At 40.5% G+C, this 12,372-nt stretch carries 11 protein-coding genes; 7 read left to right on the forward strand and 4 right to left on the reverse strand.

What is annotated here, in order from left to right; genetic code table 11:
* Position 1: 1 nt before the first annotated feature.
* Genes IE222_RS09615 through narI form a run of 4 tightly spaced genes read left to right on the forward strand, consistent with a single transcriptional unit; the run spans position 2 to position 6,512 of the window.
* On the forward strand, positions 2-3,682 hold the full coding sequence (locus IE222_RS09615) for a nitrate reductase subunit alpha (protein ID WP_191272137.1): 3,681 nt from the start codon (positions 2-4) through the stop codon (positions 3,680-3,682).
* Positions 3,672-5,174 carry a nitrate reductase subunit beta gene (narH, locus tag IE222_RS09620; protein WP_191272139.1) on the forward strand — a complete coding sequence of 501 codons (1,503 nt, stop codon included), beginning with the start codon at positions 3,672-3,674 and terminating at the stop codon, positions 5,172-5,174. The genes IE222_RS09615 and narH overlap by 11 nt, the downstream gene beginning before the upstream one ends.
* Positions 5,171-5,773, forward strand: coding sequence for a nitrate reductase molybdenum cofactor assembly chaperone (gene narJ, locus IE222_RS09625; RefSeq protein WP_191272141.1), 603 nt, complete (start codon positions 5,171-5,173; stop codon positions 5,771-5,773). Before narH ends, narJ begins: the two co-directional genes overlap by 4 nt.
* 43 nt (positions 5,774-5,816) lie before the next feature.
* Complete coding sequence (gene narI / locus IE222_RS09630) at positions 5,817-6,512, forward strand: respiratory nitrate reductase subunit gamma (protein ID WP_191272143.1); 696 nt, start codon at positions 5,817-5,819, stop codon at positions 6,510-6,512.
* Positions 6,513-6,539: 27 nt separating this feature from the next.
* On the opposite strand, the gene IE222_RS09635 is transcribed toward narI, so the two are convergent.
* Positions 6,540-6,680 (reverse strand): hypothetical protein, encoded by a 141-nt coding sequence (locus tag IE222_RS09635; RefSeq protein WP_191272145.1) that lies wholly within the window; start codon positions 6,678-6,680, stop codon positions 6,540-6,542.
* A 106-nt stretch (positions 6,681-6,786) separates the two neighbouring features.
* Between IE222_RS09635 and IE222_RS09640 the strand changes: the two genes are divergently transcribed.
* Positions 6,787-6,939 carry a cold-inducible protein YdjO-related protein gene (locus IE222_RS09640; RefSeq protein WP_223282638.1) on the forward strand — a complete coding sequence of 51 codons (153 nt, stop codon included), beginning with the start codon at positions 6,787-6,789 and terminating at the stop codon, positions 6,937-6,939.
* Between the two features lie 79 nt (positions 6,940-7,018).
* On the opposite strand, the gene IE222_RS09645 is transcribed toward IE222_RS09640, so the two are convergent.
* From IE222_RS09645 to yhfH (IE222_RS09655), 3 genes are all read right to left on the reverse strand, one after another.
* Entirely contained in the window at positions 7,019-7,204 is a 186-nt protein-coding gene (locus IE222_RS09645; protein WP_191272147.1) for a hypothetical protein, read from the reverse strand.
* A 105-nt stretch (positions 7,205-7,309) separates the two neighbouring features.
* Positions 7,310-7,444 carry a protein YhfH gene (yhfH, locus tag IE222_RS09650; protein WP_191272149.1) on the reverse strand — a complete coding sequence of 45 codons (135 nt, stop codon included), beginning with the start codon at positions 7,442-7,444 and terminating at the stop codon, positions 7,310-7,312.
* A 77-nt stretch (positions 7,445-7,521) separates the two neighbouring features.
* A complete protein-coding gene (gene yhfH, locus IE222_RS09655; protein ID WP_191272151.1) occupies positions 7,522-7,656 on the reverse strand; it encodes a protein YhfH in 135 nt (44 codons plus the stop codon).
* Between the two features lie 226 nt (positions 7,657-7,882).
* On the opposite strand from yhfH (IE222_RS09655), the gene IE222_RS09660 reads away from it, so the two are divergent.
* Both IE222_RS09660 and fdhF read left to right on the forward strand, forming a co-directional pair.
* The gene (locus IE222_RS09660; protein WP_191272153.1) at positions 7,883-10,039 is read left to right on the forward strand and encodes a PAS domain S-box protein; all 2,157 of its coding nucleotides are present in this window, start codon (positions 7,883-7,885) and stop codon (positions 10,037-10,039) included.
* A gap of 138 nt (positions 10,040-10,177) precedes the next feature.
* On the forward strand, positions 10,178-12,238 hold the full coding sequence (fdhF, locus tag IE222_RS26325) for a formate dehydrogenase subunit alpha (protein ID WP_370465028.1): 2,061 nt from the start codon (positions 10,178-10,180) through the stop codon (positions 12,236-12,238).
* Positions 12,239-12,372 lie beyond the last annotated feature (134 nt).

Below are 12,372 nucleotides of genomic sequence, written 5' to 3' on the forward strand. Positions count from 1 at the left end.
GATGGAGAAGAAAAAAAATAATCTGCTTCACTCACTTCGGCATTTAGTCCGTGGTGAGCGAATTAACGATGGCTGGACAGAGGAAAACCCTCGTCCAAGGGATTGGGAATCCGTCTATCGAAACCACTGGGCACATGATAAAGTGGTCCGTTCAACTCACGGGGTTAACTGTACGGGTTCATGCAGCTGGAAAATTCATGTGAAGGACGGCATTATCACTTGGGAGACACAGCAAACCGATTATCCCTCAACAGGGGATGACTTTCCTGAGTATGAACCACGAGGCTGCCCGCGCGGGGCGAGCTTTTCTTGGTATACATACAGTCCTACCCGGGTGAAGCATCCATATGTTCGCGGAGACCTTTATGCGCTTTGGCAGGATGAACTGAAGAAAACGGACAACCCAGTGCAGGCTTGGGAGAATATAGTATCTGACCCGAAAAAGCGTGAACGATATGTAAAGGCGAGGGGTAAAGGCGGCTTTGTCCGCGGTACATGGAAAGATATTTGTCAGATGGTTGCGGCGGCTTCCATATATACCATTAAAAAGTACGGACCGGATCGTATTGCCGGTTTTAGCCCGATCCCGGCTATGTCAATGGTTAGTTATTCAGGAGGAACCAGATTTTTATCTTTAATAGGGGGTACTATTTTAAGCTTTTACGATTGGTATGCTGACCTGCCGCCAGCATCACCGCAGGTTTGGGGTGACCAAACGGATGTGCCTGAAAGCGGCGATTGGTATAACTCCAAGTATTTTATTATATGGGGTACCAATATTCCCCAAACAAGAACTCCTGATGCACATTTTATGGTTGAGTCAAGGTACAACGGAACAAAGGTGGTCGGTGTCAGTCCTGATTATGCGGAATATGAGAAATTTGCTGATATGTGGCTTCCGGCAAAGGCAGGAACAGATGGGGCGCTTGCAATGGCGATGACGCATGTTATTCTAAAAGAATTTTATGTAGATAAGGAAACGCCTTACTTTGTCGATTATGTTAAACAATATACCGATTTGCCGTACCTTGTCCTATTAGATAAGAAGAATGGTATATTCCGTTCAGACCGCTTTCTTAGGGCTTCCGATTTCTCTGACCAGCATCATTTAGGTGAGTGGAAAACAATTGTATGGGATGAAAATTCAAATGGCATTGCCATCCCTAATGGCAGCCAAGGGTTTAGATGGGATGGCAGCAGTCAGTGGAATTTAGATTTAATGACAGATGATGGAACACAAATAAACCCTATGCTGAGTTTTCTTAAGCAAAAAGATGATGTGGCGATGGTGGAATTCCCTTATTTCGCTAAAAAAGAAGGAGGGAAAATTGAACGGGCTGTTCCTGTAAAATACTTAAAAGACAAATCAGGAACAGAATTAGTGGTAACGACGGTTTTTGACTTAATGCTGGCTCATACCGGGGTAGGCAGGGGACTTAACGGTGAATATCCGGCTGATTATAATGATGCGGAAAAGCCTTATACACCGGCCTGGCAGGAAAGCATTACCGGTGTAAAAAAGGAACATGTTATTCAGGTTGCCAGAGAATTTGCCGAAAATGCTGCGCTTACCAAAGGCAAATCAATGATTGCGATGGGGGGAGGAACAAATCACTGGTTCCATAGCGATCAGATTTACCGTTCCATTTTGAATCTTGTCTTATTGACAGGAACACAAGGTGTTAACGGAGGCGGCTGGGCCCATTACGTCGGGCAGGAAAAGGTGCGCCCTTTGGAAGGCTTTTCACAAATAGCCTTTGCTAATGATTGGGTAAAAGCACCTCGATTTATGAACGGAACGTCGTTCTTTTACTTTGCAACCGAACAGTTTCGATATGAGTATGAATTTAATGAATTAGAGACGGATTGGGGCAGTCAATATGCAAAAATGCATCCAGCAGATTTTAACGCTTTATCTGCACGTCTCGGCTGGCTCCCAAGCATTCCACAGCTGTCGCAAAATTCATTAGATGTGATGAAAGAAGCGCGTGCTCGTAATAGTGATGATCATGCAGTAACAGCTGATATCGCCAAACAGCTGACAGAAGGAAAGCTTGATTTCGCAATTGAAAACCCGAATGATCCGCGTAATTTTCCGCGCGTTTTTTTCAATTGGCGTTCCAATCTATTGGGAGATAGCGGAAAAGGCCACGAATATTTTGTGAAACATTTAATCGGAGGAACAGACTCCGTATTGACCGATGTTGAAAATTCATGGCAGCCGGAGACGGTCAATATTTCGGAAACGCCGCCTGAGGGAAAAACCGATTTATTTGTGAGCATGGACTTCAGAATGACAAGCTCAGGCCTATTCTCTGACATAATTTTGCCTGCAGCGACCTGGTATGAGAAATATGATATTTCCAGTACCGATCTTCATCCATTCGTGCATCCTTTTAATGCGGCCATAAGCCCTCCTTGGGAAACAAGAAGTGATTGGGATGCCTTTAGAGAAATTGCCAAAACTTTTTCGGAATTTGCTAAGGAGCATTTACCGCCGCAGGAGGATTTGGTCATGTCGCCGCTTGCCCATGACACGATAAATGAAATAGCACAGCCATTCGGAAAAGTAAAAGATTGGCGCAAAGGGGAAGTTGAAGGGATTCCTGGGAAAACAATGCCGAACTTTAATTATGTTTATCGGGATTATCCTCATGTGTACGATATGTGGATTACGGTTGGGCCGAACATTAAAAATGGCTACGGGACCAAAGGTGTAAGGATTCCGGGTGATAAAGTGTACCAGCAATTACTTGATCGCTTAGGACCGTCAAAACATGATGGAATTGGGAAAGGACAGCCTGACTTATATTCTGATAAAAAGGCAATCAATGCAATACTCCTCATGTCCGGAGCAACAAACGGAAAACGGGCTGTTGAAGGCTGGAAGTCAATGGAGGAGAAAACAGGTAAGACATTAGGGCATATCTCTGAAGGACGGGAAGAAGAAGATTATACTTTAGATGCCTTGACTATACAGCCCCGCCAGGCAATTTCTACACCTGTATGGAGCGGACTTGAAAACGACAACCGCCGCTATTCACCATTTACGGTCAATAAAGAATTTCATATTCCTTGGCATACGCTCACTGGAAGGCAAAGTTTTTATTTAGACCATGAGGTAATGCTTGATTATGGTGAAGGGCTCCCGTTATATATCCCGCCGATTAACAAAGGGCCTTTTATTAAAGGTGAAACAGAAATGGATAATGGTGGAAAGTCAATTACTTTAAGATATATGACACCACACCAAAAGTGGGGAATTCATACGATGTTTACCGATACAACCAATATGGTTCAGCTGTTCCGCGGCTGGCAGGTTGTTTGGATGAATGAAAAGGATGCCGAATCGATTGGGATTAAAGATAATGATTGGATTGAGGTTTATAACCGGAATGGTGTTGTGACAGCGCGGGCTGTCTTAACATACCGAATGCCGCCAGGTGCCGTTTATATGCACCACGCACAGGACCGGACAATGGGGGTTCCGGGAAATACGATAAATAAAGTCCGGGGTGGTACCCACAATAGTGTGACGAGAATTTATCCTAAAGCAACCCATATGGTTGGTGGTTATTCGCAATTAAGTTATGGGTTTAACTATTATGGACCAACTGGCAGCCAAAGGGACACTTTAGCGATTATCCGGCCGATGAAGGAGGTTGATTGGCTTGAGAATTAAAGCACAAGTTGCCATGGTCATGCATCTTGATAAATGTATTGGCTGTCATACATGCTCTGTCACTTGTAAAAACGTTTGGACTAACCGACCTGGGACGGAATATGTCTGGTTTAATAATGTTGAGACTCGCCCTGGTCCAGGTTACCCGAAAGAATGGGAAAATACTGACCGTTATAAAGGCGGCTGGGTATTGCGTAATGGTCAGCTGCATTTGAGGGCTGGAGGACCAATGGCAAAACTGGCCAATATTTTTTATAATCCAAACATGGCGGACCTTGATGATTTTTATGAACCTTGGACGTACGATTTTGAACAGCTTCATAAACGTGGAAAGGGTGACAGCCTGCCTGTTGCCCGTCCTAAATCGATGATTACCGGGCAGTTTATGGATAAGCCGGAATGGGGTCCAAACTGGGATGATGATCTTGCGGGCGGAAGTGAAACAGTGCCAATGGATCCGAACGTCCGCAAGCTGCAGGAACATATTGCAATGGAATATGAAAAAACCTTTATGATGTATTTGCCGCGAATTTGTGAGCACTGTCTGAATCCTTCTTGTGTGGCATCATGCCCTTCAGGTGCCTTATATAAACGGGATGAAGACGGGATTGTCCTCGTGGACCAGGATGCCTGCCGCGGCTGGCGGTTCTGTATGAATGGCTGTCCGTATCATAAGGTGTACTACAATTGGAATACCCATAAAGCAGAGAAGTGTAATTTTTGTTATCCAAGAACAGAGGCAGGGCTTCCGACGATTTGTTCAGAAACCTGCGTCGGCCGAATCCGTTATATTGGGGTTGTATTATATGATGCAGACCGAGTAAAAGCTGCGGCATCCGTGGAAGATCCAAAGGAATTGTATGAAGCGCAGCTTTCCGTCTTTTTAGATCCTTTTGACCCTGAAGTCGTAGAAAAAGCACAGGAGCAGGGGATAAATTATAGCTGGATTCAAAGTGCACAAGAGTCTCCGATTTATAAAATGGCGATGAAGTGGAAAATTGCCCTTCCGTTACATCCTGAATATCGAACATTGCCAATGGTATGGTATGTTCCGCCGCTCAGCCCTATTATGAATCATATTACAAATGAACAAGAATTGAGTGCAGACGGCTATATCCCTGCAGTAGACCAAATGAGAATACCAATGGAGTATTTAGCCTCAATTTTAGCAGCAGATGATACGAAAGTCATACGCAGGGTTTTGTTAAAAATGGCAGCAATGCGCAGCTATATGCGTTTCAAAACCGTAGGGGGCATGGACCAAACGAAATTGAACAAATTAATGCAGGAAGCGGAAACAACCGCCGAAGAGCTTGAAGATATGGCAAGACTGCTGGCCGTGGCGAAGTACAATGAACGGTTTGTGATTCCGACGGGCCGCCGCGAAATGAAGGATGATTTGCATTATAAGCAAGGAGCATGTAGCATCGAAGACTTGGCACCGCCTGAAGGAATGGCTACGTATCCATTTGAGAGAAGTGACGCGCAATGAATATTGAAGAAAAAGTGGTTTTAATTGTCATGTCCCGTGTTCTGGATTATCCAGAGAGAAATTTTTTCGAAGAACGGTTGTCTATCGAAGAATTAGTTAATGAAAATATCGAAGATGCTGATATCCGGGAGACTATTTTAAAAGGGCTTGAACCTCTTTATCAGATGAGCCTGGAAGCTCTTCAGGAGGTTTATGTAGAAACCTTTGACTATAAAGAAATGGCCAATCTTTATCTAACCGCCCACGAGCTTGGCGACAGTAAAAAGCGTGGTATGGCGTTGATTAAATTGCAGAAACTGATAATTGAAAGCGGCTTTGAATATGAGGGGAAGGAACTGGCTGATTATATTCCGATGTTACTTGAGCTGTCAGCCTTCGCACCAGAATCGGAGAATATCATCAGCCTGAAGAATCGGATTGCCTATGCGGTCTATCGGATTCAAAAGGCTCTTCCCGAAAGCCATCCATACTTTAACCCGGTTGCGCTCTTAACCAAATACGTCTTTAAGTCTCCGAATGCAGAAGAAATCGCCCTCCTTGAACATGAGCGAGAAAAGGCGGATCAAGACGAGCTGCCATATCCATTGATGTATCAATAAGGGGTACCAGGTACTAATAAATTAAAGGAGGTTGAAGTCAGTTTTGGAAGAAGTTTTTTGGTGGATTATTTTCCCTTATATATGTGGTTCAATCTTAATTGTGGCCACCTTTTATCGTTTTGTATTTCGGGCTAAAGGCTGGACTGCACCATCAACAGAGATTTTCGGAAAAAAGTGGCTGAGGATAGCTTCAGTAATCTTTCATTATGGGATTATCTTTGCCTTTATTGGACATATCATGGGTGTACTGATTCCAATTGAAGTTTATGAGTCAATAGGGATTGATGAGCATACTTACCATATCTTCGCCATAATAGGAGGAGGGGCGGCGGGTTTGATGGTTGTCTTTGGCTTAATTGTCATGCTGTTGCGCAAACTTTCACTTCCTAGAGTCCGTACACATACCACATTTGGAGATTACTTTACCATTTTGCTGTTATTGATTGTGGCAGGACTGGGAACATACATGACACTGATCTATAACACAACAGTTGTAGCCTATGAGTATCGTACTTCGATTGGACCTTGGTTTAGAAGCTTATTTACCTTTAACCCGCTTTCTGAGCTTATGCTTGGGGTCCCTGTATTATTTAAAATTCATGTAATCTTGGCATTTGTGTTATTTGCGGCAATACCATTTACAAGACTAGTTCATATGTTCAGTTTTCCCCTTAGATACCCAACGCGGGCCCCCCAGCAATACAGGGCAAGGAACGGTTATAATAAGAATAGCAGATAAATCGATGAAGGAGGAAGTGATTCCTCCTTAATTTTTTCTCTTATTCTCAAATTGTTTTGCAAGCTGCTGTTTGACCTCATTGTAGCTTAATCCAGACTGACTATTTAATCTTTTTACTTCTTTAATGTCTGTTCCCACATTGGTATATCGTTTTTTAGTTGAAGACAAGGCTTATAACACTCCTTTTTTAGAAAATAAATAAAAACTTTCTGGACATACTAATAAAAAGGAGGCGGTTCCAATTTTTTACGGTAGACGTGCAAAAGACGAAGAACTGGAAACAATTCTAGAAGACACAGAAGTTTACTCCTGTATTATTGATTCATGTATCGGCTGGATGAGAAAGGACTTTGTAGCAGATGATTTACTTTGTCCGATGTGTGGCAATGAAATGATGCAAGAAATTCGTGTTCTGCCAAAAATTTGATGATGATGTTAAAAGACTGTCAGGTAATGGACTGAACAGTCTTTTATATTTGAATTAATTTAAAAAAAGCTGAGCCTAGTTAAAGGTTTTCATTCTGTTGGCGAATTTCATCACCTGTTATTATGGCATTAGCCTCTTCAAGTTGTTTATGCTCATCCACAGAATCACCAGGAATATTTTTTAAATTAGGAAAAACATTGCCATTATTAATGGTGATTTCCTGTTTTTTAGGGGCTGTAGTTAAGAAATCTTGTTTTCGTGCCATCCTTCATCATCTCCTTATGTTAAGCTTTTACTAGCACGGAAAGGTTTATGCCTTCCTGTTTCTATCCTAAAAGAAAAAAATCTCCAGTTTTACTGGAGATTTTGTTTATTCACCTTTTTTTGATAAGCAGCGGTCACATTCCATCATGTAGCTTTCAGCCTGCTCTTCCATATGCTCACCGCATTCTGGACATTCCTTTTTAGGTAAAGTACGGAAAAATTCAACTGGACTCATTAACATTTTAACTCCTCCTCTTTAATAATACAGTTAATTATGTTTGTCTTTGTTATAATACAGGTGTAGTAAAAAAAATATTCCTATTCTTCTCTTTTAGATAGACAGCGTTCGCATTCCATCATGTAAGACTCAGCTTGCTCCTCCATATGCTGTCCGCACTCAGGGCACTCTTTTTTAGGCAAAGTTCGGAAAAATTCAATTGGACTCATTAACATTTGAAACAACTCCTTTATTAATACAGTTTTTTTTATTTCCTCTTGTTATAGTACAGTATAAACGAAAAATTTAAAAATGTGTAGACTTTTTTTAAAAAATTTTCTGATTTTTTTAAAATGAGTCTTTAATCCCGAAAAAGAAGAAACCAAAACTATTTGGTACTTCCATAACGAAATACTTTCCATTACAATCGTATTAGTAAAAGATTAGGGGGAATGCTGATTAATGGGTGCAATATTCGAATCGTTTCATTCATTTTTCTTTATCATTGCACTTGGTTTAACGATTATGGCTTCATATACAGCATTAGACATGTTCATATTAATTAGAACATCTGATCAAAATAAGCGGCTGATTTTTTTAGGAGCTGCCTTATCCATGGGGATCGGAATTTGGGTTACCAATTTTATGGGGTTTATTGCTACTGATGCCAGTCTGTTTGCCAATTATCATATATCGCTTACTGTTTTATCAGTTTTAATTGGAATTGCATTTACAGGCATGGCATTTATGCCGTTTTACGGAAGGATTGTTCGATTTTATCATTTGTTGGTTGGCAGTCTATTTCTAACTCTTGCCGTAATCGCAATTCATATTATTGGGATTTATGCTATGAATGTTTCTATACATTACAATGTATTACTATTTATTTTTTCAGGCATACTCATATTTGCTTCATTTCTCTTTGCATTATGGATTCTTTTTTCTTCAAATTTTTCAAAAGAGAATCTAGTGTGGTTAAAACCTACCAGTGCATTGATTATGTCCGGTGCTATTGCCGAAGGCCATATATTATTAAAAAAAGCAATGACTATCATTTCAGAAAATCATGGAATCGCCGGTACCGTTACAGATAGTCCTTTTTTTCTTTATTTAGTTTTATTTGTTTCAGTTCTTATCATGGGTGGCCTGATTGCTTCTAGTACTTTAATCAGCAAACAGTTGGCCGCATCTGATACAAACCTGAAAGATATTAAGGCTGCTCTTGATGCTTCAGCTATCGTTGCAATTACTGATCGAAATGGAGTCATTCAATATGTAAATGATAAATTTGAGGAAATCTCAAAATATAAAAAGGAAGAAATAATCGGAAAAACACATCGCGTGTTAAATTCTGGATATCATACTGAAGAATTTTTCAAAAACTTGTGGCATACCATTTCCAGCGGGAAAATCTGGCGGGGAGAATTTCGTAACAAAGCAAAGGATGGGTCTTTTTATTGGGTGGATACAACGATTGTCCCGTTTCTTAATAAAAGGGGAAAACCGGTACAATACATTGCGATTCGATCGGATATAACACAACGAAAAAACGCAGAGCAAAGCCTGATTGAATCAACAAAGGATTTAAAGGATATTACATTTGCTTTAAACCAGGCTTCAATTGTTGCCTTAACGGATGAAAAAGGCAGGATTACTTCCGTTAATGAAAAGTTCTGTGAGATTTCAAAATATAGTGAAGAAGAACTGCTAGGAGAGGACCATCGGATATTAAATTCCGGTTATCATCCGAAAGAATTCTTTAAAGAACTTTGGAGAACAATTGGTCAGGGTGAAGTATGGTATGGTGAAATTCGTAACCGTGCTAAAGACGGCTCTCTTTATTGGGTAGATACAACGATTGTTCCATTTTTAAACAGTAAGGGAAAACCGTATCAGTATCTTTCCATCCGAACAGATATTACAGAAAGGAAGAAAACCGAAGAGGTTCTTCATCGTCAAGATAAGCTTGCAGCGGTAGGTCAATTGGCGGCAGGAGTTGCTCATGAAATTCGTAATCCATTGACTTCAATGAAAGGCTATGCTGAATTTCTGCAGTTAGACGAAAAGGATCCAGAACGTATAGAATTTTTAAATATCATTCTTGATGAAATCGAACGGGTTAACACCATTGTTGAGGATTTCATGGTATTAGCAAAACCAAAGATGGTAGAGTTGGAAGAAAAGAATCTAATTCCTGTTATTAAGAATGTTGTCTCACTGCTTGAGTTTGAAGCAAGAAAAAAGAATGTACGCCTGCAATTTGACTGCAGCGATGAGATTATTCAAATAGAATGTGATGAAAATCGTTTAAAACAAGTTTTTTTAAATTTTATTAAAAATGGGATAGAAGCGATGCCAAATGGCGGAGACCTCCATGTAAAAACCATGATTTATGAAAATAATGTACAAATATCCATTCAGGATTCCGGCGTTGGAATTCCTAAAGAGAAACTGAATAAACTGGGAGAACCTTTTTTTACCACTAAGAAGCACGGTAACGGCTTAGGATTAATGATGAGCTTTAAAATTATTGAAAATCACCACGGGAAAGTTTTTGTTGAAAGTGAATTGAACAAAGGAACAACATTTAACATTTTATTACCAGCGAAAACAGCCTAAAAAACGGGGGATGATATTCTCTCGTTTTTTTTTTCGAAAAATAGACAAAATTTTATACAAAAAGGGAGGAGACAATCATTAAAAATAGATTAATATAATATTATAGGTAGTAATGTTTCAAATTAAGGAGGGAAAACTGTGGGAGAACCAAATTTTGTAAAAACAATCTGCGGCTACTGCGGAACAGGATGTGGTTTAGTACTTGAAGTCCAAGACAACAAAATTATAAAAATCCGCGGTGACAAGGAAGCACCAGTGAACAAAGGGCAAACGTGTGTAAAAGGTGCATTTGCTTATGAATATGTTCATGCCAAAGACAGACTCACATCTCCGTTAATAAAAAAAGCGGGTAAGCTTGTTGAAACAACCTGGGAAGAAGCCTATCAGTTTATTTCTAATAGACTTCAAGACATTAAAACTTCCTGGGGTCCTAATGCCATCAGTATGTTTGCAAGTGCGAGAAGCACAAATGAATCGAATTTTGTGACGCAAAAATTTATGAGAACGGTCATTGGCAGTAATAATATTGATGGCTGTAACCGAACGTGACACGCTCCTAGTGTTGCCGGTCTGGCAACTATTTTTGGAAGCGGTTTCCCTACCAACACGCTTGAAGATTTTGAAAGAGCGGAAGTACTCCTATTAATGGGTTCAAACACAACTGAAGCACATCCAATTATCGCTAATCGAATGAAAAAAGCAGCTAAAGCGGGGCTTAAGATCATCGTAATCGATCCTCGGAAAATTGATATGTTGAAGGTTTCCCATCGTCATTTGCAACTAAATGTTGGGACGGATATTGCGCTGATTAATGCATTCATACGGGTAATTTTAACTGAAGGTTTATACGACACAAAATTTATTGACCAGGTTACAATTGATTTTGATAAGCTCAAAAGACAAGTAGAACCATTTACGCCGGAATATGCAGCGGAAATAACTGGTGTACCTGCTGAGGATATAGTTGCAACAGCCAGGGATTATGCTTCATCCAGCGGCTCAATGATTGCTTATACATTAGGTATTACTGAACACCATTGTGGTGTTAACAATGTGTTTGATATTGCCAATCTTGCTCTCTTGACAGGTAATATTGGAAAGCCGGGAACCGGCATTATGCCGCTCAGGGGGCAAAATAATGTACAAGGTGCTGGGGATATGGGCTGCCTTCCAAACCAATTAGCCGGTGCAATGAGCTTAACCAATGACGAGTTCCGAGGCCGTTATGAAAAAGAATGGAATGTTACCCTTAACCCTATAGCCGGTGATACCCAGACAAGGACATTTGACCGGATTGAAATGGGCGACTTAAAGGCATTATATATTATTGGTGAAAATCCGCTCCTTGCCGATGTTCACATGAATCATACTAAAACAATATTTGAAAAATTGGATTTATTAGTTGTCCAGGATATTTTCTTAACCGAAACAGCGAAATTTGCGGATGTTGTTTTGCCTGCTCGTTCATGGGGGGAAGTGGAAGGAACCTACACCAATACAGACCGCAGAATTCAGCGGGTCCGTAAAGCGGTAGAACCACATCCAAATACAAAAGAGGATTGGGAAATTCTTTGCGAACTTGCTGACATAATGGGGTATTCAATGAAATATCAAAACAGTGAGGAAATTTGGAACGAAGTTAGAAGACTCGCTTGGGAGATGTACGGTGGTATTTCATATGAACGATTAGAAAATGAATACAGCATCCATTACCCATGTCCTGATGAAAACCATCCTGGAACATTTATTATGCATGAACGGTTCCACCAAGAGGAAGAAACAAAAAAGGCGCCGTTTGTGCCGGTAGACTACACGCCGCCAATGGAGATGCCTGATGAAGAGTTTCCATTTATGCTGACAACCGGGAGACGCTATGAATCTTATAACACTCATACCCAGACACGGCATTATGCTTCTGGTGTAAAAATTAAGCAAAAGGAAGAGACTGTTGATATTCATCCAGAGGATGCCAAGCTGCTTGGCATAACAGATGGGGAAATTGTTCAAGTCCGCTCTAGAAGAGGAGAACTGCAGGTGAAAGCTAAAGTAACGGAGCAAGTGGTCCCTGGACTTGTCTTCATGAGCTTCCATTGGCATGAAACCCCAACTAACGTTCTAACATTAAATGAATATGATCCAATTTCAGGAACAGCCGAATACAAAGCATGTGCAGTCACTATAGAACGATTAGCCAATTAAGGATAAAAGAAAACGCAGTTTGGACGCGTTTTCTCAGGCTGTCGAAAAACTTTCGATAGCCTTTTATTTTTGCATATTCACTTTAACAAATCACCGCGTTGATTTGATATAATATTATTAATATATAGGCTTTT

Source organism: Neobacillus kokaensis (assembly GCF_014656545.1).
In the GTDB taxonomy this organism is placed as follows: Bacteria; Bacillota; Bacilli; order Bacillales; family Cytobacillaceae; genus Neobacillus; species Neobacillus kokaensis.